Genomic DNA, 25,870 nt, shown 5'->3' with positions numbered 1-25,870 from the left:
TTATGCTCCTGTCGGTTCAAATTTCAATCGTCGATCGCGGCGTGGACGAGCGTCTTGACCTCGCGCCGGACGGGATAGGTGGAGGAGGGCATGAGCTGGGTCATGAAGACCATGCAGATCTCTTCGACGGGATCGACGAAAAAGCCGGTCGAAAACATGCCGCCCCAGTAAAAGTCGCCCGCCGAACCCGGAATGCCGGCGAGCGCGGGGTCGAGCGTGACGGCAAAGCCCAGGCCGAACCCGACCCCGGCATTTTCGTCCTCGCTGAAGATGCCGACGCTATGCTGCGTCAGGTCGCCGCCGCCGGGCAGGTGGTTCGAGGTCATCAGGGCCAGCGTCTTGCGGCTGACGATCCGCACATCGCCCAGCTTGCCGCCGCCGAGCAGCATTAGGCAAAAGCGATGATAATCATGGAGGGTCGAGGCCAGCCCGCCGCCGCCCGAATGAAAGCTGCGATCCTTCGCCCAGCGGCTCTTGGCACCGCTGTCGAAGTCCTGCTTCTTGTCCCTGGGATGAAAGGCATAAGCGTCGGCCAGCCGGTGCTGCTGGTCGGCGGGCACCTTGAAGCCGGTGTCGACCATGCCCAGCGGGCCAAAGATGCGCTCCTGCAACACCTGCGCGAACGGCTTGCCCTCGATGCGTTCGATCACCGCGCCGAGCACGTCGGTCGCCATCGAATAATTCCAGTGCGCGCCCGGATCGAACTGCAACGGAATTTTCGCCAGATCGGCGATGAAGCTGTCCATCGTGTAATCGGCGTCGAAATCGTCGATCCGCGCCTTGCGATAGGCCGCATCGACAGGGGTGCGTTCCTGGAAGCCATAGGTCAGCCCCGCGGTGTGGCGCAGCAGGTCGACCATGCGGATCGGCGCCGCGGGCGCGCGGGTCAGGAAGGGCACATTGCCGCCCCCCGCGACAAAGACGCCGGTGTCCTTGAACTCGGGGCAGAATTTGACCAGCGGGTCCGACAGCGCGACCTTGCCTTCTTCGAGCAGCATCATGAAGGCGATGCTCGTGATCGGCTTGGTCATGCTCGCGATGCGAAAGATCGCGTCTTCCTGCAACGCTTCGCCCGGCCGCCCCTCGCCGATGCACGACAGATGCGCGATCTCGCCGCGGCGCGAGACGAGCGTCGCGGCGTGCGGCAGGCGGCCGGTGTCGACATATTTGGCGGCGAGAAACGCCGGGATGCGGTCGAGGCGCTTGGTGTCGAATCCGTGGCTCACGAAACGCGAACTCCCTCGAGGATGGCGGCGGCTTCGGCGAGCAGCGCGGGGTCGATGGTCAGGTCCGCCGCGGCGACGGTTTCCTTCAGCTGGTCGGGACGCCGCGCGCCGATGATCGCGCTCGTGATCCCCGGCTGCGCCAGCACCCACGCGATCGCGAGCTGCGCCATCGAGCATCCGGCCTTGTCGGCGACGGGCTTCAGTTTCTGCACCGCCTCGAGCACCGGATCGTTCAGGAAATTGCGCATATATTGCTCGTCGTCGCTCGCCGCGCGGCTGCCCTCGGGCGGGGCGCTGCCGGGCGCATATTTGCCGCTGAGCACGCCCATCGCCAGCGGCGACCAGACGATCTGGCCGATGCCGTTCGCGATGCTGATCGGGATCACCTTGGCCTCGGGACGGCGATAGAGCAGGCTGTATTGCGGCTGGCTCGACACGAATTTGACCGACTGCGGCGCCAGCGCGACCGCGGCCTCGATCTGCTCGGGCGCCCATTCGGAAAAGCCGATCGCGCGCGCCTTGCCGCTGCGCACGACGGCGCTCAGTGCGTCCATCGTCTCCTCGAGCGGGGTGTCGGGGTCATAGCGGTGGCATTGATAGAGATCGACATGGTCGGTCTGGAGCCGCGCCAAGCTGGCGTCGATCTGTTTCGCCACCTGCGCGGCGGACAGGCCGCGATCGCTCTCGGTCATCGGGAAGAAAAGCTTGGTCGCCAGGACATAGCTGTCGCGCGCCCGGCCTTTCAGCGCGCGCCCGAGAAATTCCTCGGCCGCGCCGCGGCCATAGATATTCGCGGTATCGATGAAGTCGATGCCCGCATCGAACGCCGCGTCGATGCACGCGCGGCCGTCGCTGTCGTCGACCCCGACGCCATAGGTCAGCCAGCTGCCAAGGCAGATCGCCGAAACCCGGATGCCGCTGTCGCCAAGATCACGATATTGCATCGTGCTTACTCCCTTAGTGCGAGGTCTGGCCCAGCAACTGGCGCGTCACCGGGTGCGAGCTGGTCAGCCCGCCGTCGACCGCGATCGCCTGGCCATTGACGTAACTGGCCTGGTCGCTTGCAAGGAAAAGCGCAACATTGGCGAGCTCTTCGGGCTGCGCAGCGCGGCGAAGCGGGTTGAGCTGGCCCAGCTTATGCGTGACTTCCTTCGCCTTGGCATAGTCGAAGGTCGGCTTGGTCATCCCGGTCTCGGTCAGGCCGGGGCACACCGCGTTGACGCGCACGCCGCTCGTCGACAGCTGCTGCGCCGCGACCTTGGCAAGATTGATGACGCCCGCCTTCGATGCCGAATAGGCGCCGGGGCCGGCACCCGAATTGATCCCCGCGACGCTCGCGGTGAGGACGATCGCGCCGCCGCGTCCCTGATCGACCATCGCCTTGCCGGCATGCTTCACCATCAGCGCGGGACCGATCAGGTTGACGCGCAGCGTCTCGGCCCAGGCGGCGGGGTCGAAATCGAAGATGCCGCCCATGTCGCCGATGATTCCGGCGTTGGCGAACGCGATGTCGAGGCCGCCATAGCTGTCCTTGGCGGTCGCGACGAGCTTTGCGACGTCGGCTTCGATGCCGGCATCGATTTCCAGCGCGACCGCTTCGCCGCCGGCATCCGTCACCAGCTGCGCGGTTTCGTGCACCGCCGCGGTCTTGTCGCCGATGACGAGCTTTGCGCCTTCGGCGGCGAAGCGCAGCGCGCTCGCGCGCCCGATGCCCGAACCCGCGCCCGTGATGATCGCGATCTTGCCGTCCAAAGCGCCCATATTATCCTCCGCTCGAAGTGTTGCCGCCGTCGATGACGATCGTCTGGCCCGTGGTAAAACCGCCCGCGCGGCTGGCAAGGAACACCGCGGCTCCCGCGATCTCTTCGGGTTCGCCGATCCGGCGGAGCGACGATCGCCGCGTCGAGACTTCCAGATTCTCCGGATTTTCCCACAGCGCGCGCGCGAAATCGGTCTTGATCAGCCCCGGCGCGATGCAGTTGACCCGCACGCCCTGCGGCCCGAACTCGTCAGCCAGATTGCGCGCCATCTGCATGTCGGCGGCCTTTGAAATCGCATAGGCACCCAGGATCGACGAACCCTTGAGCCCGCCGATCGAGCTGATGATCGTGATCGATCCCTTGCCCGCCGCCAGCATCGCCGGGGCGCACATATGCGCCAGCCAGTGGTTCGACAGGATGTTGTTTTCCATGATCTTGCGGAACTGGTCGTCGCTGATCCCCGCCGATGGCCCGTAATAGGGGTTCGACGCGGCGTTGCAGACGAGCGCGGTGATCGGGCCGAGCGCCGCGACCGTCTCGTCGACCAGATTCTGGAGCCCCTCCTTCGACGAGATGTTCGCGGCGATCGCGATGGCGGTGCCGGCGCCATATTGGGCGTTGAGCTCGGCCGCCACGGCGTCGCACGCATCCTGCTTGCGGCTCGAGATCACGACCTTGGCGCCGTGAAACGCCATTGCCTCGGCGATTGCCTTGCCGATGCCGCGCGACGATCCGGTGATCAGCGCGACCTGGCCGCTCATGTCGAACAGGTTCATGCCCCTGCTTTCCGGGCAAAGTCCCACGCTCTTTCGGCGAGCGGGCGCACGCGTTCGGACATATCCTTGGCGTGCTGCGACGAGGCGGTGCCCTCGATCACGCGCTTCTTGATGCCCTGGATGATCCCCGCGAGGCGGAAGAAATTATAGGCGAAATACCAGTTCATGTCGGGCACCCCGTCGCGGCCGGTGGCGGCGCAATAGCGGGTGACCATCTCGTCGAGCTCGGGAATGCCGAGCGCCGCGCGGTCGAGGTCCATCACCCCCGATCGCCCGCCATTTTCGGTGACCCACGCCATCGCGACATAGGTGAAATCGGCGAGCGGATCGCCCAAGGTCGACAGCTCCCAGTCGAGCACCGCCAGCACTTCGGGCCGATCCTTGGCATAGATCATGTTGTCGATACGATAGTCGCCATGGACGACGCTGGTGCGCGTCTGTTCGGGCAGGCTGGCGGGAAGGAAAGCGATCAGCTTTTCCATCTCGTCCATCGTCTCGGTCTCGGCGAGGCGATATTGCTTGGTCCAGCGGTCGACCTGGCGGCCGAAATAATTGCCCGGCTTGCCAAAGTCGGACAGGCCCGCGGCTTCGACATCGACATTGTGCAGCGCCGCCAGCGTGTCGATCATCGCGTCATAGGTCGCGCGGCGATTTTCGGGGGTCGACCCCGGCATCGCGCCGTCCCAGATCGTCTGGCCGTCGACCATGCCCATCACATAGAACCAGCTGCCCGTGACGCTGTCATCGGTGCAAAGGCCGTATTGCCGCGCCACGGGAAAGCCGGTCTTATACAGTCCGGCCTGCACCTTATATTCGCGGTCGACGGCGTGCGCCGACGGCAGCAACGGGCCATAGGGCTTGCGCCGCAGCACATAATTGCCCGACGCGGCCGCAATCTTGTACGTCGGATTCGACTGGCCGCCGGCGAATTTATGCTGGGTCAGCGGGCCTTTGAATCCTTCGACATGGGCTTCCATCCATGCCGTCAGCTTCGCTTCGTCGAGGATATCCGCGCCTTCGGGCGCGACGGTGCCGCTAAAGGCCTTTTGGGCGTCTAACGTCATTGATCGAATACGATCACCGACCGTGCGGCGTCGCCTTTCTTCATCTTCTCGAACCCTTCGTTGATCTGCTCGAGCGGGATCGTCTCGGCGACGATGCTGTCGAGGTCGAGCAGGCCGCGCAGATAGAAATCGACCAGGCGCGGGATGTCGACGGGGAAGCGGTTGCCGCCCATGATCGCGCCCTGCAACTTCTTGCCCGACAGCAGGTCCATCGCGCTGAGCCCGACCTTTTCGGACAGCGGCATCATGCCCAGGATCGTCGCGGTGCCGCCGCGGCGCAGCGACGCGACCGCCAGGCTTGCCGATGCGGGGCGGCCGACGGCTTCGATTGCGTGGTCGACGCCGCCTTTGGTCAGCTCGATGATCTGCTTCGCGGCGTCTGCGTCCATGGCATCGACGACATCGGTCGCGCCCAGCTTGATCGCCAGCGCACGCTTTTCGGGAACCGGGTCGGCGGCGATGATGCGCCCCGCGCCCGCGATCTTCGCGGCGTTGATCGTCGCGAGCCCGACTCCGCCACAGCCGACGACCGCAACGGTCTCGCCCGGCGTCACCTTGCACGCGTTGAAGATCGTGCCCGCGCCGGTGGTCACTGCGCAGCCGATCACCGCAGCGCGGTCGAGCGGCATGTCGGGGTCGATGCGCACACAGGCATGTTCATGGACGAGCATCGCCTCGGAAAAGGCGCTGAGGTTCAGCATCTGGTTGACCGGCGACCCGTCGGGCCGGGTGATGCGCGGCGCCGCTCCGGCGGCGCGACGCGTGTCGCCGCCCATGCACAGCGACATGCGCCCGGTGACGCAATATTCGCAGTGGCCGCAAAAGGCGCTGAGGCAGGTGACGACCGCATCGCCGACCTTGACCGTGCGCACTTCGCTGCCGACCGCTTCGACGATGCCGGCGGCCTCATGGCCGGGGATCGCGGGCAAAGGGTGCGGATAGGCGCCGTCGATGAAATGCAGGTCCGAATGGCACAGCCCGCACGCGGCGGTGCGGATCAGCACTTCATGCGGGCCGGGCTTGTCGATGACGACATCTTCGATCTGCAAGGGCTTGCCGGGCTCGATCAATATGGCGGCTTTGGTCATCTGGAACTGAAACCTTTCCCATTTTTGCAGGGCAACACCCGCTTATCCATTCCCGTCTTTGCGAGCGGAGCGAAGCAATCTCCAGTTTGGATCATGGCGCAGGGCCGATGGCTGGAGATTGCTTCGTCGCTTCGCTCCTCGCAATGACGATATTCGGCGTCGGTTGATGCGTTTACCGCGAAACGCCGATGTCGCCCGACGAAAAACCGGGCTCGCTTGCTTCGCTGTGCTTGGCGAATTCGATCCGCGCGATGGCGCGCTCATGGACTTCGTCGGGGCCGTCGGCCAGGCGCAGCGTGCGCTGGTGGGCATAGGCTTTGGCCAGGCCGAAATCCTCGGACACGCCGCCGCCGCCGTGCGCCTGGATCGCATCGTCGATGATCTGCAGCGCCATGTTCGGCGCCTGCACCTTGATCATCGCGATCTCGGCCGCGGCGGCCTTGTTGCCGACCTTGTCCATCATGTCGGCGGCCTTCAGGCACAGCAGGCGCGTCATTTCGATGTCGATGCGGGCGCGCGCCAGGCGATGTTCCCAGATGCTGTATTCGGCGACCTTCTTGCCGAAAGCGACGCGCGACTGAAGGCGCTTCGCCATCTTGGCGATCGCTTCCTCGGCGACGCCGATCGTGCGCATGCAGTGGTGGATCCGGCCCGGCCCGAGCCGGCCCTGCGCGATTTCGAAACCGCGCCCTTCGCCCAGCAGCATTGCTTCCTCGGCGTTGACGCGAACGTCCTTCAGCTCGATTTCCATATGGCCGTGCGGCGCGTCGTCATAGCCGAAGACGGGCAGGTGGCGCAGGATGTTCACCCCCGGCGCGTTCAGCGGCATCAGCACCATCGACTGCTGCGCGTGGCGCTTGGCGGCGAAATCGGTCTTGCCCATCACGATCGCGATTTCGCACCGCGGATCGCCGGCACCCGACGACCACCATTTGGTGCCGTTGATGACATAATCGTCGCCGTCGCGCTCGATCCGCGTTTCGATGTTCGTCGCGTCGGACGAAGCGACGCGCGGCTCGGTCATCAGAAAGGCCGAACGGATCTCGCCGTTCATCAGGCGGCCGAGATATTTTTCCTTCTGCGCGCGGGTGCCATAGCGATGGAACACTTCCATGTTGCCGGTGTCGGGCGCCGAGCAGTTGAACACTTCGCTCGCGAAACCGACGCGGCCCATTTCCTCGGCGCACAGCGCATATTCCAGGTTGGACAGGCCGGGGCCTTCGAACGCGAACGTGTCGTCGACATGGTGATGCGCGCCCGACTTGGGCGGCATGAACAGGTTCCAGATGCCCGCGGCCTTCGCCTCGGCCTTCAGATCCTCGACGATCTGGATGACTTTCCAGCGGTCGCCGGCCTTGTCCTGTTCGTTATACGTCGGCACCGCGGGGCGGACCTTGCGCTCGATGAACTCGCGCACCCGGTCGCGCCAATGCGTCTGCCGGTCGGTGAGATCGAAGTCCATCTGCGTTCCTTTCCCTTTACGTTTACGTAAACCCTTGGACCGATTCGCCTGCCTTGCCAAGGGCTGCGAACGGAAAATTACATCCTTCCGCCGCTTCGTGACATTTTGCGTTACGGGTGCGCTCCGGACGCGTCGGCGTCGGCGCGCGCGGCCTCGTCGAGCAGCTTCAGCCGCGCCTCATGGTCAGCGCGCTCGATCGGAAAGCGGGTGAAGATCATCGACGAGACGATCGCCAGGACCAGGATGATAGCGCAATAATAAAGCGTCAGATCGTCGATCACCTGTTTGTCGACGGCGCCCGGCTGCGCCTTTTCGGGCATGCCCGCGAGCGAGACGATCATCCCGGTCGCGAAGATGCCGAGCCCGGTCGCGCATTTCTGCATGAAGAAATTGCCCGCGAAGAAGGTGCCCTCGGTGCGCTTGCCGGTTTCGACCTCCGACGCCTCGACGATGTCGGCGATCATCGACGATCCGGAGATCATCACGATCACGCTGAACACATTGGCGAAGAAGAAGAAGGCGAACAGGCCCGCGGTCGACTGGACCGATCCTTCGGTCGGCCAGGCGTCGACATAGCGAAGCGCGAAGGGAGTCACCCAGAAACCGACGCCGAGCAGCCCCGAACCGATCGCCGACCAGCGCTTGCCCCAACGCTTGTGCATCGGCGCGACGAGGAAAAAGCTGCCGATGACGCTGAGGAACAACAGCAGCGGATAAAGCTGGAACGCGTCCTGCGAAAAGCGCCAGACATAGAGGTACAGGTAATTGGCGATCGAGAAGGTGATCCCCTGGCTCGTGTAAGCCAGCGCCCCCGCGAAAAAGAGCACCAGAAACGCCGGGTGCGAAAAGGCCTCGCGAATCTCCGAGAAAGCGGCGCCGAGCGAGAAAGGCTCGGGCTTGCGCTCGGGCAGCCGCGCCGCCCAGCGATGCTGCGCCGCCGCCGACAGCAGCACCGCCGCCGCCATCAGCAGGCCGCCGAACAGCCCGTATTTCCAGTAACCGACGGGGTTGAGCTGGCCGACCTTATGCTCGGCGTCGGGGACCAGGAACACGCCATAGGCCAGGAACAGCATCAGCAATCCGCCGGCCCATCCGAACAGATAGCGAAAGCGCATCAGCCCGGTGCGCTCGTCATAGTCGCGCGTCAGCTCGGGGACGAGCGCGACCGAGGGCACTTCGCACGCCGACACCAGCGCGCGGACGACGAACGCGACCCCGACGAGATAGCCGAAGCTGATATGCGCCGGATCGGTCGGTGCCCACAGGAACAGCCACGCGATGCCGAGCGGGATCGGCGCCAGATAGAGCCAGGGCAGGCGGCGGCCCCAGCGCGTGTAGGTGCGGTCGGACATATGGCCGACGACCGGATCGACAAAGGCGTCGAGCACCAGCGCGACGAGCAGCGCAAAGCTCACCAGCTTCGCGTCCATGCCGAGGACCTGGTTGTAATAGATCAGCAGAAAGGTCGAAAAGCCGTTGTCCTTGACGCCATAGGCGATGCTGCCGAGGCCATGCCCCAGCTTCAGCCGTAGAGGCAGCTTGGCGGCAGTCGTCACGCCGCGGCTCCTGCCTTGGCGGCCTCCTCCATCGCCAGCAGCGCGTCGAACATCCCGGGCGTTTCCTTGTCCCACGCATGGCGCTGGCCGATCGTCAGCCCGCCATCGACGAGCAGATGCGTGCCGGTCATGAAGCTCGATTCCTCGCTCGCAAGATACGCGACCGCATTGGCGATATCGTCGGGCATCCCGCCGCGCGCGACCGGCTGCGCCTGCGCGCTCATCCCCGCGATCACCGCATTCGCCTGACCCTTCAGCTCGTCGGGCACGTCGAGCGAGGCGGTGAAGATATTGGTGTTGATGAAGCCCGGGCAGATCGCGTTCACGCGGATGCCATATTGCGCCAGATCGGTCGCCGCGACCTTGCTCAGGTGCAGCACGCCCGCCTTGGCGACGGCATAGGCGGTCGGCGAATAGCCCGCGCCCAGCGCCGCGACGCTGGCGGTGTTGACGATCGATGCACCCTTGCGGCCCTTCATGTGCGGGCTGGCATAGCGAATGCCCATCGCGACCGATTTCAGCACCAGGTCCATCGTCCGGTCCCAGCCCTCGGGCGTGATCTCGTCGATCGGCGCGCGGTCGCCGCCGGCGGCGGCATTGTTGAACAGGATGTCGATGCCGCCGGCTTTCTGGGCGGCTTCATTCATCAGCGCTTCGATATCTTCGGGCCGGGTGACGTCGCAGCGGACGAAATCGATCTTGCCGTTCGATGCCGCGGCGAGCGCTTGGCCGCCGGCTTCGTCGATGTCGGCGGCAAAGACATGCGCGCCTTCGCTCGCGAGTTTCAGCACGGTGGCTTTGCCGATGCCCGATGCTGCGCCGGTGACGACGGCGGTTTTGCCTGCGAATCGCATATCTCTGCTCCCGTTTTATTTTGCCACGCAACTTAGGCGCGCGGAGAGGCGCGTCAACGGCCCGCTGGGTGACGCTACGGCGCCGTAACGGCGGTTTGCGCGCTCAAGTTGACGCTTGCGTAAAGCAGCGCTCCGGCCTTAGGTTCGCCGTCAGAAGAGGAGCCTGAAAGATGAGCGAACTGGACGCCTTTCGCGCCGAAGTGCGCGCGTGGCTGGAAGCCAATTGCCCCCCCGAAATGCGCGAACCCATCCGCGAGGAAGGCGATGTCTGCTGGGGCGGTCGCAACTGGGTGTTCAAGAACGACGCGCAAAAGCAATGGCTCGAAGCCTGTGTGTCGAAGGGCTATACCGTCCCCGACTGGCCCAGGCCCTATGGCGGCGCCGGCCTGACCGCAGAGCAGACCAAGGTCTTCAAACAGGAAATGAAGCGCATCAACGCGCGCTCGCCGCTCGACAGCTTCGGCATCTGGATGCTCGGCCCGGCGCTGCTGCAATTCGGCACCGAAGAGCAGAAGGTCCAGTATCTGAACCCGATCGCGCGCGGCGAAATCCGCTGGTGCCAGGGCTATTCGGAACCCGGCTCGGGCAGCGACCTCGTCAGCTTGCAGACGTTCGGCGAAGACAAGGGCGATCACTGGGTCGTCAACGGGTCGAAGATCTGGACCAGCTACGCCGACAAGGCCGACTGGATTTTCTGCCTCGTCCGCACCGACAAGGCGAACAAATATCAGGGCATCACCTTCATGCTCTTCGACATGGCGAGCAAGGGCGTCACGACCAAGCCGATCCTGCTGATCAGCGGCAACAGCCCCTTCTGCGAGACGTTTTTCGATGATGTCGAAGTGCCCAAGACGCAGTTTATCGGCGAGATCAACCGCGGCTGGGACGTCGCCAAATATCTGCTCGGCCACGAACGCGAGATGATCTCGGGCGGCGGTGCGGGCGGCGACATGGTCAGCATCGGCGGCGCCTTTGCCAGGGCGTTCGGCAAGAATGAAGCGGGCGAACTCGACGATCCGATCCTGCGCGCCGAAATGGCGGCGTTCGACACCGACGTCTTTGCCTATCGCGCGATGGGCGAGCGTTTCATGGATATGTGGAAGACCGGCCGCGCGCATCCGGCGTCGTCAAACATGATGAAATATGTCGGGACCGAGCTCAACAAGCGCCGGCACGAACTCGTCATGTCGGGTGGTGGCAGCGAAGCGCTCGAATGGGACAGCGAAGAGACCAAGGGTGGCGCGCGCGCGCGCGGCTGGCTGCGCACCAAGGCCAATTCGATCGAAGGCGGGACGAGCGAAGTCATGCTCAACGTCATCGCCAAGCGGATTTTGGATTTGCCGGGGGCGTAAAACAGTCAAGCCCTCTCCTTCAGGGGAGGGCAGCGAGACTTGGGAGCTCGCTCCCTAGTCGCAGCGGGTGGGGTCCATCGGCCCTGCGCTACCCCGATAAACCCCACCCCAACCCCTCCGATGAAGGGGAGGGGCTAGTGGAGAAACAGAATGCCACTCTACCACAATGACGACCAGGCGATGCTCAAGGACAGCGTCGCGCCCTTCGTGGCCGAACAGGCGCCGGTGTCGCACCTGCGCAAGCTCCGCGACAGCGCCGACGCCACCGGCTTCTCGCGCGATCTGTGGGCGCAGTTCACCGAAATGGGTCTGCCCGGCATGCTCGTTCCCGAAGCGCACGGCGGGCTCGGCATGGGGCATATCGAGGCGGGCATCGTGCTCGAGGAAATCGGCCGCAACCTGACCCCGTCGCCGTTCCTGTCGACCAGCGTCGGCGCGGTCGCCGCGCTTGCGAAGGCGGGCGGCACGCAGGCCGGCCGCTGGCTGCCCGCGATCGCCGGGGGCGAGGCGATCGTCGCGCTCGCGATCGACGAAGGCGCCAAGCACCGTCCCGACCGCATTGCGACCACCGCGACGCGCGCCGGCAACGGCTTCCGCCTCGACGGCAAGAAAAGCTTCGTCCTCCACGGCCATGTCGCCGACATGAGCATCGTCGCGGCAAAGACCGACGGCGGGATCACCCTGTTCGCGGTGCCCCGGGACGCAAAGGGCGTCACCGCCGACCCGCGCCGCCTCGTCGACTCCAGCCTCGCGAGCCATGTCACGCTCGACGGCGTCGAGGTCGATGCTGATGCGGTGATCGGTGAAGTCGATGCCGGCGGCGACATCCTCGACGCGCTGCTCGCGGCGACCCGCACCGGGGCCGCCGCCGAAATGGTCGGCGTCGGGCAGGGCGCGATGGACATGACCGTCACCTACCTCAAGGAACGCAAGCAGTTCGGCAAGCTGATCGGCGAATTCCAGGGCCTTCAGCACCGCGCCGCGCATCTCTATGGCGAGATGGAAGTGGCGCGCGCCACGGTGATGAAGGCGCAGGAGTTGCTCGATCAGGGCAGCGACGGCGCGAAGCTGATGGTCTCGGTCGCCAAGGCCAAGGCCGGCCGCGCCGCGAACCTCGCGGTACGCGAAGGCGTCCAGATGCACGGCGGCATCGGCATGACCGACGAATATGACATCGGCCTCTATATGAAACGCGACCGCGCGCTCGCCGAATATATGGGCGACGTGCATTATCACATCGACCAGGTCGCCCGGATGAACGGGTACTGATCTCTTTCACCCCTCCCTTTCAGGGGAGGGGCTGGGGGCGGGGTCTCGCGGCCTTGCGCTACCCCGATAAACCCCACCCCGACCCCTCCCCTGAAAGGGAGGGGCTTAGGAAAGGATAACGCCATGAACCTCCAGGATATGTTCGGCCTCGACGGCCGCATCGCACTCGTCACCGGCGGCTCGCGCGGCATCGGCAAGATGATCGTCGAGGGCTATCTCGCCGCGGGCTGCGCGCGCGTCTATATCTCGGCGCGCAAGAGCGCGCAGATCGAGGAAGCCGTCGCCGATTTCGAGACGCGCTATCCGGGCAAGGTCATCGGCCTGCCGGTCGACCTCGCGACCGTCGAGGGCTGCCGGTCGCTCGCCAAGGAACTCGAAGCGCGCGAGGAACGCCTCGACATTCTCGTCAACAATGCCGGCGCGGCATGGGGCGAACCGTTCGAGGGTTTTCCCGAAGCGGGCTGGGACAAGGTGATGGACATCAACGTCAAGTCGCCCTTCTTCCTGACGCAGGCGCTGCACGGGCTGCTCAAGGCAGGCGGAACGCACGCGCGGCCGGCGAAGGTGATCAACATCGGCTCGATCGACGGCATGCGGCTCAATCCATGGGAAACCTGGAGCTATCACGCGTCGAAGGCGGCGATCCTCTATCTGACCAAGCGCATGGCGGCGCGGCTGGTGCACGATCATATCATCGTCACCGCGATCGCGCCCGGCGCGTTCCAGTCGGACATGAACAAGGCGGCGCGCGACCATGGCGACGCGGTGTCGCAAGGCATTCCGGTCAAGCGCATCGGCGTGCCCGAGGATATGGCCGGCGCCGCGATCTTCCTCGCGTCGAAAGCGGGCGACTATGTCGTCGGTGACACGATCACCGTCGACGGCGGCCTGGTCCACGGCGATGTGCGGAGCAGCATCGACGCCTGACGCCCTTCAGACGCCCGACGCCCGACGCCCGTCCGACGCCTGACGCCTGACGCCCTTCATTCGTCACCCCGGACTTGATCCGGGGTCCACGCCCGCGCCGCAAGGATGGATGCCGGATCAAGTCCGGCATGACGAAGGGGGCATTCGACCCGGCCGTCCTCCATCCCCCGTCACCCCGGACCCTGCGACAGGCTCAGGACAGGCTTGATCCGGGTATATCCCATGGGAGCAATATATGTTCCCCCGCGAAGGCGGGGGTCCAGCCTCGACGCGAAGCGTCGAAGCGCACACTGCCGCGCGCGTCATTCCTTGTCGCTGGCCCCCCGCCTTCGCGGGGGGAACGCCCCTTCCTTGTCCCAGTGGGATAATCGCCAAACATGTTCAGGATCCATGGCCTGCCATCGAACGTTTTCAGCAAGGCCTGGCCGTGGATGCTGAAACAAGGTCAGCATGACGAATGGCGTAGTCCGATTGACTCATGCGATCCCAGGGTGTATTATCCAACTAATGCACCAAGGAGATTTGCCATGCGTCTCGCTTTCCTCGTTCCCCCGATGATGCTCCTCGCCGCCTGCGGGCAGAGCGAGGAGAAAAAGGATGCGCCCCAGATTTCGATCAATGCCGGCGACGGCAAGGGCGGCGTCCAGATCAGCTCGAACAAGGACGGCAGCGGCCGGATCAAGATCGGCGGCGACGGCGTCGGCATCGACATGAAGATTCCCGATTTCGTCGACCTCGACGTCGCCGGCGATTTCGACATCGACGGCGTGAAGCTCTATCCGGGCAGCAACGTCACGACGGTCAACGTCGATGCGCGCGACAATGGCGACAGCGGCGACAAGGCAACGGTCGAACTGGGCTTCACCTCGCCGGCGGCACCCGCCAAGGCCGCCGACTGGATGGTCGCCGAATTCGCCAAGAAGAATATCCAGATTCAGCGCGCGGGCGACACGCTGCGCGGAACGACCAAGGATGGCGACGACTTCACGATCAAATTCGGCGCCGACGGCGCGAATACCAAGGGCGATGTGACGATCATCAAGAGTTGAGCCGGATGTGCTCCCCGGCGAAAGCCGGGGCCTGGTGCGAAGCGCGAAGATGGGCGTCGGCTTGCGCCGGGGTGCACAAGATTATCCGCTGTTCCGCAGCGCCGTCGCGATCGCATTGATCGTCAGCTGGATGCCTTCGCCGATCTGCGGGTCGGTCTCGCCGGCGCGGTGGCGCTTCATCAGCTCGATCTGGAGCAGGTTGAGCGGCTCGATATAGGGCAGCCGCAGGCGGATCGACGCCTCGAGCGCCGGATTCTTTTCGAGCAGGCGCGACTGGCCGGTGATCGTCAGCAGCCCATCGTGCGCGCGGTGCCAGCCGTCGCGGATGCGGCCGAAGATCGCGTCATGCCCGTCGATATGGCCCGCAAGCTCGGCATAGCGCGCCGCGATACCGATGTCGGACTTGGCGAGCACCATCTCCATATTGCCGAGCAGCGCGCCGAAAAAGGGCCAGCTCTGCGCCATGTCGGACAACAGCGCCTTGTCGCCGAACGCGGCAAACGCTTCGCCCGTCCCGAACCAGCCGGGCAGCATGGTGCGCGACTGCGCCCAGCTGAACACCCAGGGGATCGCGCGCAGATCCTCGATCGCGCTGCTCTTGGTGCGGCTCGACGGGCGCGATCCGATCTTCAACGTCGCGATTTCGGCGATCGGCGTCATCGCGCGAAAGAAATCCTTGAAGCTCTCGGTTTCATAGACCAGCCCGCGATAGGCGGCGAAGGCGGTATCGGACAAAGCGTCCATCGCAGCGGTAAAGCGCCCGCAATCGCCATCGCCGAGCGCTTCGGGCTCCAGGCTCGCCAGCAGGCTTGCCGACACCATCGCTTCCAGATTGGCGGCCGCGCTGTCGGCGGTGCCATATTTCGCCGCGATCACTTCGCCCTGTTCGGTGATGCGGATGCGGCCCTGCACCGTCCCCGCGGGCTGCGCGCGGATCGCCGCGAAGGCGCTGCCGCCGCCGCGCCCCACCGCGCCGCCGCGGCCGTGGAACAATTGCATCGCGGTATCGGCGGCGTCGAACACCGGGGTCAGCGCCTGCGACGCCTGGTGCAGCCCCCAGGTCGAAGTCAGATAACCGCCGTCCTTGTTCGAATCGGAATATCCGATCATCACTTCCTGATGCCCGCGCACGCCGATCTGCGGGCCGACTTCGGGCATCGCGAAATAGCGCGCCATGATCGCGGGCGCGCGGTCGAGGTCGGCGATCGTCTCGAACAGCGGCACGACCATCAGATTGCCCGCGCCCGCCTCGGCGCCGCTGCGCCACAGCCCCGCCTCGCGCGCCAGGACATGCACTTCCAGCAGGTCGGACAAATCCTGCGCCATCGAAATGATCCACTGGCAGATCGCATCCGGGCCCAGCCGCTGGCGGATGTCGGCGGCGGCGTGGACGATCGCAAGCTCGCCCGCGGTCTCCTCGCTCCACGCATGCCACGGCGCGGCGAGCGGCCGGTCGCTTTGCAGCTCGGCCGTCAGCAACGCGATGCGTGCCTCTTCGTCCAGCGCCCGATAATCGGCGCAGACCCCCGACACGTCGAGCAGTTCGGCGAGCACGCGTTCGTGCACCGCGCTGTTCTGCCGCATGTCGAGCGTCGCGAGGTGAAAGCCGAACACTTCGACGGCGCGGATCAGCCGGCCGAGCGCGCCGATCCCGACGAGCTGGCCTTCGCCGCCCGCCGACAGCCCGTTCGCGATGACGATCAGGTCGCGGCGGAAATCGGCGGGGGTTTTGTACGCTTCGCCCTTCAGCGCCGACGGCCGCGGCGGCGCCTTGCCGACGATCGCGGCATAGGTTGCGCACACGCGCGCATAAAGGCCCGACAGGGCGCGGCGATAGGGTTCGTCGCGGCGGCTCGGCGCGCTGTCGCCGCTCGCTTCGGCCAGCGCCTCGACCGCATCGGGCACCGGCGCGAGCCCCGACGACACCGACAGCTCGGCGCCCAGGCGATGTACCGCGTCGGCATAATGGCCGAGCACCGCCGCGGCATTGCGCGCGGTTGCCATCTGCAGCGTCTCGGCCGTGACGAACGGATTGCCGTCGCGGTCGCCGCCGATCCAGCTGCCGACGCGCAGAAAGCTCGCCGGCCGCTGCCCCAGCTCATGCTCCCATCGCGCGTACAGCTTGGGCAGCACCGGCAGGAAGACGTCGCGCAAATAGGTCAGCGCATTGTCGATCTCGTCGGCGACGAACAATTTCTCCATCCTGAGCGGGCGCGTCTGCCACAACAGGACGATCTGCCGGCGGATCGCTTCCTCGACGATGTCGCCCTCGGCGGTCTCGTCGGCGCCGGTATCGCGCAGCGCCATCAGCTCGGCGATGCGGTTCTTGTGGTCGAGCATCGACTTGCGCCGCACTTCGGTCGGGTGCGCGGTCAGCACCGGCGCGACCAGCGCCGCGCCGAGCAGCGCGGCCACCGCATCGCCGTCGATCCCGTCGGCGCGCAGCTTTTCGAGCGCCGCGGCGACGGTCGCTTCGGGCTCGGCGGCGATCCCCTGCCGGTCTTCGGCCAGGTTGGCGAGCATCGAGAACAGCATGAATCCGCGGACGAACGCGACCGTATCGTCAAGGCTCAGCGCGTCGAGCCCCGGATCGATCGCTTCGGCGCCCGCGATGCCGCGGTGGCGGTCGACGCTCGCCGAGCGGATATATTCGGTCTGCCGGAACAGCTTTTCGCCGCCATAGGCGCGGATGACGTCGCCGAGGATCCGCCCCAGATAGCGGATGTCGGGGTTCTGGCTGATCTGGATCGGCGGTCCCATGGCCCGCTTTGCTGCACCTGCGAAGGCACAGCGTCAAGCGGCGCATAGCTATGCTGGCGACAGATCAGTTCGTCTTGACGAGTTTCAACAGCCCCAGGTCGATCACCGACCGCTCGTCGAACGCAACAGAGTTGCGCGTGTCGGTGATGAACAGCAGCGTGCCGTCAGCATCGGTGATTCGCGCGGCGACCGCATAGCTGTGCCGCGGATCGATGTCGGCGCGGTCGACCGTCAGGCTGAACGCAAAGGGCACCTGCTTGCCTTCGGCGGCGAAGCTTTGCGTCGCCATGTTGCGCGCCGGCGCGTCGGCCAGGCTGACGTCGTCGAGCCGCACCTCGATCTGCGCCGTCGGCGGCAGCGCGATCCTCTCGCGATAGGCGATGCTGCCGGTGACGGCGACCGTCCGGTCGGCGGGCACGGTCGTCGCGCAGGCGGTCAGCGCCAACGCGGAAAGCCCCAGAACGATTGTACGAACCATTTGCCGTCTCCTTGAAGCCGCCTTCGATGGCAAAGGTTTATAGCGTGCAGAGCGGCGATGGAAGTCGGTTCTCGATCGCGAGCCGACCTGCCCGCCATCGTCACCGCCATCGTCCCCACGATCGTCCCCACCATCGTCACCCCGGACTTGATCCGGGGGGTATAGTGATAGCTGGAGAAATTAGATCGGCGGCAGGTTATGCGGGTGGTAAGCTCACGGCGGAATGTGAGATTAGAGTTAGGCGGCTGATCCAAAATTAGCGATGGGGATTTCCTCGCCGCCGTCTTCTATTACGAGTTGCCATCGATCGAATGACGCCCAGTTTTGGGGTTTATTGAAGACGATTTCTCCGTCGGATATTTTGATAATCATCACTCCCCGCCATCCAGTGAGCGCGACGACGTAAGCTTCCTGGTCTTCTGCGATTAGCATCGGTGCACGTATTGAATTTGTGTAAGCTGTTCCACTTAGCGAGGGCGCGTCAATGGGCAATCCGGATTCACGGGGACAACGGCGTCGCGGTATGAAATCGCCCGTCCGACGCGGCCATTTCATCGATCTCAAAACGCTAGCAGCGGCGCTCTTTGCAAAGTCTTTTTCGCTCAAAAGCCTTTCGCAATTCCTTGAAATTCCCAATCCCAAATTGGATTTTGAGAATTTCGACGGACCTATTACCGATGATATCCTGACATATGCCGTGCGCGATACCCAAGCGAGTTGGGAATGCTTTGCCGAATTGATGGCCCGATTTGTCGATTTGAAGCTCGACCGCAGCATTCCGGAAAAAATCTACAGCGAAGCGGGAATCGGCAAAGCCTATCTCAAGCAAATTGACATCAAACCGTGGCGCAAAGCTCAGCCTGAATTCCCCGCCCAGCTCATCGGCAACATCATGGGCACATACTATGGGGGGCGATCGGAGGTCCGCATCCGCCGCGAAATCCGGCAAGTGATGCTCTGCGATTTCTTGTCGATGTATCCCACCGTCTGCACGCTCATGAACCTTTGGCAGTTTGTCATCGCCAACGGCATGACGTGGCGGGATGCCACCGATGAGGCCCGCGACCTTATCGACAGCATCGACCTCGATGCGCTGCGGACATCGGATACCTGGGCTACGCTCAATATGATCGTCCGGGTCAAACCCGACGCCGATATTTTCCCCGTGCGAGCCGACTATTGCGGCGAGGGCCAGCCAACGATTGGCGCGAACCTTCTTACCTCGCCGCACCCAATGTGGTTCACCTTTGCGGATTGCATCGCTGCCAAGCTGCTCACCGGCAAAGCGCCGGAGATTGTGGAGGCTATGGCATTCGAAGCGGGCGCGCCGCAGGACGGATTACAGCCGATCAATATTGCCGGAAACCCCGCGTACCGCGTCGATCCCTACAAGGATGATTTCTTCAAACGGGTTATCGAACTGCGCCAAGCGACCAAGCGGCAAATGAATGATGCCCCGTCCGACGAGCGCGAGCGGCTCAACATCGAACAAAACGCCCTCAAAATTTGCGCCAACTCGACCAGCTACGGAATTTGGGTCGAGGTCAATGTCGAGGATCGGCCGCAACCGCGATCGGTGACGATCTTCAATTCGACCGCCGAGCAATTCACGCTCGATACCGACAAGGCGGAAATGCCGGGGAGCTATTTCCATCCGCTGCTCGCGACGCTGATAACGGGGGCGGCGCGGTTGATGCTGGCCATCTCAGAAAAGCTCGCGACCGATGCCGGACTGGATTGGAGCTTTTGCGACACCGATAGCATGGCTTTTGCGAAGCCCGACGAAATGGACGGAGAGGATTTCACCGCTCGCGTCCGAACGATCGTCGATTGGTTCGAACCGCTCAACCCCTATGAGTTCGGCGGATCGATCCTCAAGATCGAGGACGTAAACGACGGCCTCGACGGCGGCGGATTGGAACCGCTCTATTGCCTGGCCATTTCGTCGAAGCGCTATGCCCTCTTCAATCTGACGGCGATCGGCTCGCCGATCATGCGCAAGATATCGGCGCACGGGCTTGGCCATTTGCGCAAACCATATGTTGATGCCGGCGCGCCAGCCGGCATGCCTATCCCGCACCCCACCGTTCTTCGGGATGGCACCGCGCGTTGGCACTGCGATCTATGGCACCAGATTGTTCAAGCGACGTTGGCGGGGCACCCCAATCAGGTCGCTCTCGATTATCATCCGGCGCTCAATCAGCCGACGGTCAGCCGCTATCTGCTCGCGATATGTATAGGGCTGCTGCTGCTACAGGATTAAAGGGTGGAGAGGTAGCCACTCAGAGAGCAAAGTTGATGGAAGAAGTCTTGAAAAACTGGTAGTTGATATGATCAAAAAAATTGTAATAAAGAACAGGTCACTATCCCAGCTTGGGGTTATGCTTGAGCCGTGGACAAATAGAGAAGATGCAGATCCCGAACAGGAAATAGTCATTGAAGCAAATTTTTCTGAAGAAGATTTAATAATTGAGTTTTTTGATGAGAATTTTATTTCTATTTGGAGTCCCCCGAAAGCGAAAATATCTCGGTCTTGAGCATAGTCATTATTGCGGCAATTTGGGATGTCTTCTCGCGGCGCAGCCTGAGAGATAAAGGCAATTTATTTACGGCCCTCATTTCATATGGCCGCGCACACAGCTCCTTGGCCGGACCTCGTTTATGGGGTCGATTCCGGCACGTTCGTTGAATGTGAATTTTGGCATTGTGTTCCTATGAGAAGGGCGAGGTATCCTAAGGCTGCCCAGGGATTTTTACTTCCTATCACTATACCCCCCGGACTTGATCCGGGGTCCACGCAACGGGCGCTGTCATGGATGCCGGTTCAAGTCCGGGGTGACGGAGTGGAAAAGGCAACCGGCTAACGCAAAGCCGCCCCGCGCCGAATATCGATGCCACTCAGCCTTCCAGCTCGACATCCCAATACAGCCAGTCGATCCAGCTCGTGTGCAGATAGTTCGGCGGGAACGCCCGGCCATTGTCCTGCAACTGCCAGCTCGTCGGCCGCCACGGCTGGCGATAGATCGGCATATGCGCCTGCTGCGGCGTCCGGCCACCCTTCTTCAGGTTGCACGGCGCACAGGCGGTCGCGACATTTTCCCACGTCGTGCGTCCGCCCAGCCGGCGCGGGATGACATGGTCAAAGGTCAGGTCCTTGCCCGACCCGCAATATTGGCACGAGAAACGGTCGCGCAGGAACAGGTTGAAGCGCGTGAACGCCGGATATTGCGACGGCTTCACATATTGGCGCAGCGCGATGACGCTGGGGATCGGCATCGTCCGCGTCGGCGAGTGGATCTCGCGGTCGTAATTCTCGACGATGGTGACGCGGTCGAGGAAAACCGCCTTGACCGCGGTCTGCCACGGCCACAGGCTCAGGGGATAATAGCTCAGCGGCGTATAGTCTGCGTTGAGGACGAGAGCCGGACAGGAATCGGGATGCCGGGCAAGATCGGGATGGAACATGGCTTGGTAACGCTGCCCCCTTCGCTTCTCGGCGGGTGGATGGCGCGCCACTGCCTTCCCCGAGTGACAGCATCATTACATGACGCATCAGAATCTGGCGTCAAGGGGGCATGTGCCGCAAGATATGGAATGATTCGAAAAGCCACGCCACTGCATCTGGATTTCTGCCGACGCTCATGCTGACCCGTTTCGCGCCCAGCCCGACGGGCGAACTCCACCTCGGTCACGCCTATAGCGCCGCGCTGGCCCATGATGCGGCGCGCGCCGCGAACGGCCGTTTTCTGCTCCGCATCGACGATATCGACGGCAGCCGCTCGCGCGAGGATTATGTCGCGGCGTCGCTCACCGACCTGGCCTGGCTGGGGATCGCATGGGACGGCGAACCGGTGCGCCAGGCACAGCATCTGGGCGCCTATGCCGCGGCGCTGGGCGACCTCAAGGCGCGCGGGCTCGTCTATCCCTGCTTCTGCACCCGCGCCGACATCGCCGCGAGCCTGTCCGCGCCGCACGGGCCTCCAGGCGCCCGCCCAGGCGGACTGACAGGCGGACCGGCGGGCGCGATCTACCCCGGCACGTGCCGGCCGCTGTCCAACGCCGAGCGCGAACGCCGCATGGCGAATGATCCGCATTGCTGGCGCCTCGACATGGCGCGCGCCGCCGCGCTTGCCGGCGACCTCCATTGGGAAGAGCAGGGGCAGGGGCAGGGGCAGGGGCGCCGCCTCGCCGATCCGCTCGTGCATGGCGACGTCGTTCTCGCGCGCAAGGATGCGCCCGCCAGCTATCATCTCGCCAGCACGCTCGACGACGCCGCGATGGGGATCACGCATGTCATCCGCGGCGCCGACCTGATCGCCTCGACCGACGTGCACCGGCTGCTCCAGGCGCTGCTCGCGCTGCCGACGCCCGTCTATCGCCATCACGCGCTCGTCTGCGGCCCCGACGGCAAGCGCCTCGCGAAGCGCGATGCCGCCGCTTCGCTCGCGATGCTACGCCGGTCGGGCGCGGGCGGACCGGCGCTCGCCGCCGCGCTCGTCGCCGGGCGCCTTCCCACTGGATATTCGCTGCAAATGCCCTAGATAGGGGACATGCAACTCTTGCTCGTCCTCGGTGTCGTTGCGGCGGCCGGTCTCGTCCTGTTCGCGCTTGCCCGCGGACTCTTCCTGTTTGCGCAGGGCCACCGTGCGGCGATGGACGGTACGGTCCATGAAAATCAGCTGCTGCAGAACAAGATGATGATGGCGCGCGTGAAGTGGCAGGCGATCACCATCATCCTGCTCATCATCATTGGCGTAACGGCCGGCTCGCGCTGAGCTGCAGGGCCTGATGGTCAAGCTCAACAAGATCTACACGCGCACCGGTGACGACGGCACGACGGGGCTTGTCGATGGCTCGCGCATCGCCAAATCGGCGCCGCTGATGGCGGCGATCGGCGATGTCGACGAAGCGAACAGCGCGGTCGGGCTGGCCGCCGTGGCGCTCGATGCGGCGAGCGAGCATGGCAAGATGATCGCGCGCATCCAGAACGAGATGTTCGACCTGGGCGCCGACCTTGCGACGCCGCCCGACATCCAGTTCGGCTTTGGCCCGCACGAAATGGCGCTGCGCATCGTGCCGAGCCAGATCGCGCGGCTCGAGGACGAGATCGACCGAATGAACGACGATCTCGACGCGCTCAAAAGCTTCATCCTGCCCGGCGGCACCGAAGCGGCGGCGCGGCTCCACCTCGCCCGCGCCGTGACCCGCCGTGCCGAACGCTCCGCGGTGGCGGCTAACACCGAACGCGAACTCAATCCGCTTGCGCTCAACTATCTCAACCGGCTGTCCGACCATCTGTTCGTGATGACCCGGCATATCAATGCCGCTGCCGGCGGCGACATCTTGTGGAAACCCGGCGCGACGCGCTGACCTGAATCTCGTCACTCCGGACCCTTCGACAGGCTCAGGACAGGCTTGACCCGGATATATCCTATGGGAGCAAGCATGTGTTCCCCCGCGAAGGCGGGGGTCCAAGCTTCGACGCGAAGCGTCGAATGGCGCACTGCCGCGCGCGTCGTTCCCTGTTGCTGGACCCCCGCCTTCGCGGGGGAGCACCAGTTCCTCGTCCCAGTGGGATAATTGCGGACGTGATCCGCGGTCCACCAACGACGCCGCGAAAATGGATGCCCGATCAAGCCTGTCCCGAGCCTGTCGAAGCGTCCGGCATGACGAAGAAAAGCGATGTTCTCTTAATGTTCTAGACAATCGGGCGCGCTGTAACCATATTCGGTCTTGCTGCGAAACCGAATCGCCTCGCGGGGGATTGTCTCACCATGGCCAGCCGTACCGACACGTCACACCGAACCGATCCGCTGGAGCAGCTTGGCCGCCGCTTTGCCGCGACGCGCCGTCTGTCGCTCGATCTCGTCGCCACGCTTTCGGATGCCGACGCCAGCGCGCAGTCGATGCCCGACGCCTCGCCCGCCAAATGGCATCTCGCGCACACCAGCTGGTTCTTTGAAACCTTCGTGCTGCGCGATCATCTGCCCGGCTATCGCGCGTTCGACGATCGCTATGCCTATCTCTTCAACAGCTATTATGAGGCCGAGGGGCCGCGCCACGCGCGCCCCAGCCGCGGCCTGTTGACGCGCCCCTCGCTCGACGAAATCTGCGTCTGGCGCGCGCATGTCGATGCGGCGGTACAGACCGCGCTTCCCGATCTGCCGCCCGCCGCGCAGGCGCTGGTCGAACTCGGCATCCATCACGAGCAGCAGCATCAGGAATTGCTCCTCACCGACCTCAAGCATCTCTTCGCGCAAAATCCGCTCGGCCCGGCCGCGTGGCCGCGCGCCACTGCGATCGCGCGTGAAGTTGCCCCCTTTTCTGCGCCTTTGGCGGCGTCGCCCGATCGGGCAGGCGCGCTGCAATGGATCAAGGGAGCCGAGGGTATTGTTTCGGTCGGCCATGGCGGCGAGGGTTTCTCGTTCGACTGCGAAGGTCCGCGCCACGAAGCACTTCTGACCCCGCACGCGCTCGCCAGCCGCCCGGTCAGCAACAGCGAATGGCAACAGTTCATCGACGACGGCGGCTATCACACATCGTCGCTCTGGCTCAGCGACGGCTGGGCGTGGGTGCAGGCCGATGATGTGCGGGCCCCGGCCTATTGGCGCGATGGGCGGCAGTTCACGCTGGCGGGCTGGCAGGACGCTGATCCCGCCGCGCCGGTGACGCATATCAGCTTTTTCGAGGCGGACGCCTTCGCCAGCTGGGCCGGCGCCCGCCTGCCGACCGAGTTCGAATGGGAAGCCGCCGCCGCCGCCTTCGACCCGCACACCGGCCAGCAACTCGATGCTGCCGGCGCGGTGCAGCCTGCTGTCGCCTCCGCCGACACCGACACTGATCTGCAACAGATGTTCGGCAGCGTGTGGGAATGGACCGGCAGCGCCTATCGCCCCTATCCCGGCTTCCGCGCCGCGCCCGGTGCGGTCGGCGAATATAATGGCAAGTTCATGAACGGTCAGTTCGTTCTCCGCGGCGGCAGCTGCGCAACCCCGCGCGGCCATCTGCGCGCCAGCTATCGCAATTTCTTCTACCCCCACCAGCGCTGGCAATTCACCGGCGTGCGGCTCGCAAAGGACATCTGATCATGGGCGTGGTGCGTAATCTTCGTCAGGTTTCGGCGGACGACGCGGGGGTCGATATCGCCTTTCGCGCCGACGTCCATGCCGGCCTGTCGCAAAAGCAGAAGGCGATCCCCGCGCGCTGGTTCTATGACGCGACCGGCTCGGCGCTGTTCGAGGATATCACGGCGCTCCCCGAATATTATCCGACGCGCAGCGAGACCGATCTCCTCACGCGCCACGCGGGCGAAATGGCCGCCGCGATCGGTGCGGGCCGCGCGGTCGTCGAACTCGGCTCGGGCAGTTCGACCAAGACGCCGCTGCTTCTCCAGGCGATCGACCCTGCGGCCTATGTCCCCGTCGACATATCGGGCGACTTCTTGCGCGGCAGCGCCGCATCGCTCGCGGCGCGCTTTCCGGGCCTCGCCATCTATCCTGTCGAGGCCGACTTCACGCAGCGCGTCGATCTGCCGCGCGAAATCTGCCCGCTGCCCAAGCTCGGCTTCTTTCCCGGTTCGACGATCGGCAACATGGTCGCGCGCACCGCGATCGACCTGCTCCGCAACTGGCGCGCTGCGCTCGGCGACGGATCGCTGATGCTGATCGGGGTCGACCGCATCAAGGATGTCGCGACGCTCGAACTCGCCTATGACGATCCGGCGGGCGTCACGGCCGCGTTCAACCTCAATTTGCTCGAACGCATCAACCGCGAGCTTGGCGGCACGATCCCCGTCGCCAATTTCATGCACCGCGCCGTGTGGGACGACGTCCATGCGCGGATCGAAATGCATCTTGTCGCGGCCTGCGACATGGACTTCACGATCGACGGCCGCCGCTATGCGATGGCAAGGGGCGAGACGATCCACAGCGAGAACAGCCATAAATATGGTCCGCGCGATGCGAACCTGCTCCTCCGCGCGAGCGGCTGGACTCCGGTCGCGACGTGGGACGATGTCGATCCGGCCTTCGCGCTGATCCTCGCCGAGGCGACCGAGTTCCGTTCGGCCCCCTAAGGCGGGCTCCTTTGCGGCTCATCTCCTGCGGCCGCCCTTCCCCGGTCGCCTCTTGACGGGCCGGGCCGAAACCCTAGTGCAGCGATCCAATATCGTCATCCCGGCGAAGGCGGGGATCCCGCCGTTTCTGCAAGACGCACCGACGAGACCCCGGGCTTCGCCGGGGTGACGGGTC

23 protein-coding genes are annotated in these 25,870 nt (G+C 64.5%); 11 read left to right on the top strand and 12 right to left on the bottom strand.

Annotated elements, in window-relative coordinates; genetic code table 11:
* Window positions 1–23: 23 nt before the first annotated feature.
* The 9 genes from ACO055_RS12470 to ACO055_RS12430 form a co-directional block, all read right to left on the bottom strand.
* On the bottom strand, window positions 24–1,226 hold the full coding sequence (locus ACO055_RS12470; RefSeq protein WP_422059205.1) for a serine hydrolase domain-containing protein: 1,203 nt from the start codon (window positions 1,224–1,226) through the stop codon (window positions 24–26).
* Window positions 1,223–2,170 (bottom strand): aldo/keto reductase family protein, encoded by a 948-nt coding sequence (locus tag ACO055_RS12465; RefSeq protein ID WP_422059204.1) that lies wholly within the window; start codon window positions 2,168–2,170, stop codon window positions 1,223–1,225. Before ACO055_RS12465 ends, ACO055_RS12470 begins: the two co-directional genes overlap by 4 nt.
* A 13-nt stretch (window positions 2,171–2,183) precedes the next feature.
* The gene (locus ACO055_RS12460; RefSeq protein ID WP_422059203.1) at window positions 2,184–2,987 is read right to left on the bottom strand and encodes an SDR family NAD(P)-dependent oxidoreductase; all 804 of its coding nucleotides are present in this window, start codon (window positions 2,985–2,987) and stop codon (window positions 2,184–2,186) included.
* Window position 2,988: 1 nt separating this feature from the next.
* Window positions 2,989–3,762 (bottom strand): SDR family NAD(P)-dependent oxidoreductase, encoded by a 774-nt coding sequence (locus tag ACO055_RS12455; RefSeq protein ID WP_422059202.1) that lies wholly within the window; start codon window positions 3,760–3,762, stop codon window positions 2,989–2,991.
* Window positions 3,759–4,826, bottom strand: a complete 1,068-nt coding sequence (locus tag ACO055_RS12450) for a phosphotransferase family protein (protein WP_422059201.1) — start codon at window positions 4,824–4,826, stop codon at window positions 3,759–3,761. Before ACO055_RS12450 ends, ACO055_RS12455 begins: the two co-directional genes overlap by 4 nt.
* Entirely contained in the window at window positions 4,823–5,914 is a 1,092-nt protein-coding gene (locus ACO055_RS12445) for a Zn-dependent alcohol dehydrogenase (RefSeq protein WP_422059200.1), read from the bottom strand. Before ACO055_RS12445 ends, ACO055_RS12450 begins: the two co-directional genes overlap by 4 nt.
* A gap of 172 nt (window positions 5,915–6,086) precedes the next feature.
* On the bottom strand, window positions 6,087–7,376 hold the full coding sequence (locus tag ACO055_RS12440; RefSeq protein WP_422059199.1) for an acyl-CoA dehydrogenase family protein: 1,290 nt from the start codon (window positions 7,374–7,376) through the stop codon (window positions 6,087–6,089).
* A gap of 110 nt (window positions 7,377–7,486) precedes the next feature.
* A complete protein-coding gene (locus ACO055_RS12435) occupies window positions 7,487–8,932 on the bottom strand; it encodes an MFS transporter (RefSeq protein WP_422059198.1) in 1,446 nt (481 codons plus the stop codon).
* Window positions 8,929–9,786 carry an SDR family NAD(P)-dependent oxidoreductase gene (locus ACO055_RS12430; protein WP_422059197.1) on the bottom strand — a complete coding sequence of 286 codons (858 nt, stop codon included), beginning with the start codon at window positions 9,784–9,786 and terminating at the stop codon, window positions 8,929–8,931. The genes ACO055_RS12435 and ACO055_RS12430 overlap by 4 nt, the downstream gene beginning before the upstream one ends.
* Before the next feature lie 170 nt (window positions 9,787–9,956).
* Between ACO055_RS12430 and ACO055_RS12425 the strand changes: the two genes are divergently transcribed.
* From ACO055_RS12425 to ACO055_RS12410, 4 genes are all read left to right on the top strand, one after another.
* Window positions 9,957–11,138, top strand: a complete 1,182-nt coding sequence (locus ACO055_RS12425; protein ID WP_422059196.1) for an acyl-CoA dehydrogenase family protein — start codon at window positions 9,957–9,959, stop codon at window positions 11,136–11,138.
* A 150-nt stretch (window positions 11,139–11,288) separates the two neighbouring features.
* Entirely contained in the window at window positions 11,289–12,407 is a 1,119-nt protein-coding gene (locus ACO055_RS12420; protein WP_422059195.1) for an acyl-CoA dehydrogenase family protein, read from the top strand.
* Window positions 12,408–12,530: 123 nt separating this feature from the next.
* Window positions 12,531–13,334, top strand: coding sequence for an SDR family oxidoreductase (locus ACO055_RS12415; RefSeq protein ID WP_422059194.1), 804 nt, complete (start codon window positions 12,531–12,533; stop codon window positions 13,332–13,334).
* Between the two features lie 527 nt (window positions 13,335–13,861).
* On the top strand, window positions 13,862–14,383 hold the full coding sequence (locus ACO055_RS12410) for a hypothetical protein (RefSeq protein WP_422059193.1): 522 nt from the start codon (window positions 13,862–13,864) through the stop codon (window positions 14,381–14,383).
* Between the two features lie 81 nt (window positions 14,384–14,464).
* Here ACO055_RS12410 and ppc read toward each other — a convergent pair whose 3' ends face one another.
* Window positions 14,465–17,143 carry a phosphoenolpyruvate carboxylase gene (gene ppc / locus ACO055_RS12405; RefSeq protein WP_422059192.1) on the bottom strand — a complete coding sequence of 893 codons (2,679 nt, stop codon included), beginning with the start codon at window positions 17,141–17,143 and terminating at the stop codon, window positions 14,465–14,467.
* A gap of 64 nt (window positions 17,144–17,207) precedes the next feature.
* Window positions 17,208–17,621, bottom strand: a complete 414-nt coding sequence (locus tag ACO055_RS12400) for a YbaY family lipoprotein (RefSeq protein WP_422059191.1) — start codon at window positions 17,619–17,621, stop codon at window positions 17,208–17,210.
* Window positions 17,622–18,360: 739 nt separating this feature from the next.
* Here ACO055_RS12400 and ACO055_RS12395 point away from each other — a divergent pair.
* The gene (locus ACO055_RS12395) at window positions 18,361–19,884 is read left to right on the top strand and encodes a hypothetical protein (protein WP_422059190.1); all 1,524 of its coding nucleotides are present in this window, start codon (window positions 18,361–18,363) and stop codon (window positions 19,882–19,884) included.
* A gap of 67 nt (window positions 19,885–19,951) precedes the next feature.
* The gene (locus ACO055_RS12390; RefSeq protein WP_422059188.1) at window positions 19,952–20,158 is read left to right on the top strand and encodes a hypothetical protein; all 207 of its coding nucleotides are present in this window, start codon (window positions 19,952–19,954) and stop codon (window positions 20,156–20,158) included.
* 361 nt (window positions 20,159–20,519) lie between these two features.
* Here ACO055_RS12390 and ACO055_RS12385 read toward each other — a convergent pair whose 3' ends face one another.
* The gene (locus tag ACO055_RS12385; RefSeq protein WP_422059187.1) at window positions 20,520–21,086 is read right to left on the bottom strand and encodes an HNH endonuclease; all 567 of its coding nucleotides are present in this window, start codon (window positions 21,084–21,086) and stop codon (window positions 20,520–20,522) included.
* A gap of 176 nt (window positions 21,087–21,262) precedes the next feature.
* Between ACO055_RS12385 and gluQRS the strand changes: the two genes are divergently transcribed.
* The 5 genes from gluQRS (at window position 21,263) to egtD (ending at window position 25,695) form a co-directional block, all read left to right on the top strand.
* Window positions 21,263–22,162 carry a tRNA glutamyl-Q(34) synthetase GluQRS gene (gene gluQRS / locus ACO055_RS12380; RefSeq protein WP_422059186.1) on the top strand — a complete coding sequence of 300 codons (900 nt, stop codon included), beginning with the start codon at window positions 21,263–21,265 and terminating at the stop codon, window positions 22,160–22,162.
* Window positions 22,163–22,171: 9 nt separating this feature from the next.
* Window positions 22,172–22,396, top strand: a complete 225-nt coding sequence (locus ACO055_RS12375; protein WP_422059185.1) for an HIG1 domain-containing protein — start codon at window positions 22,172–22,174, stop codon at window positions 22,394–22,396.
* 13 nt (window positions 22,397–22,409) lie between these two features.
* Window positions 22,410–22,991, top strand: a complete 582-nt coding sequence (locus ACO055_RS12370; protein ID WP_422059184.1) for a cob(I)yrinic acid a,c-diamide adenosyltransferase — start codon at window positions 22,410–22,412, stop codon at window positions 22,989–22,991.
* Window positions 22,992–23,395: 404 nt separating this feature from the next.
* The gene (gene egtB, locus ACO055_RS12365; RefSeq protein ID WP_422059183.1) at window positions 23,396–24,706 is read left to right on the top strand and encodes an ergothioneine biosynthesis protein EgtB; all 1,311 of its coding nucleotides are present in this window, start codon (window positions 23,396–23,398) and stop codon (window positions 24,704–24,706) included.
* A gap of 2 nt (window positions 24,707–24,708) precedes the next feature.
* Window positions 24,709–25,695, top strand: coding sequence for an L-histidine N(alpha)-methyltransferase (gene egtD / locus ACO055_RS12360; RefSeq protein ID WP_422059182.1), 987 nt, complete (start codon window positions 24,709–24,711; stop codon window positions 25,693–25,695).
* Window positions 25,696–25,870: the final 175 nt, after the last annotated feature.

This window comes from Sphingopyxis sp. (assembly GCF_965227415.1).
Lineage (GTDB): Bacteria > Pseudomonadota > Alphaproteobacteria > Sphingomonadales > Sphingomonadaceae > Sphingopyxis.
The sequence above is the reverse complement of the archived record's forward strand: the minus strand, read 5'-3'. Positions and strand labels throughout refer to the sequence as shown.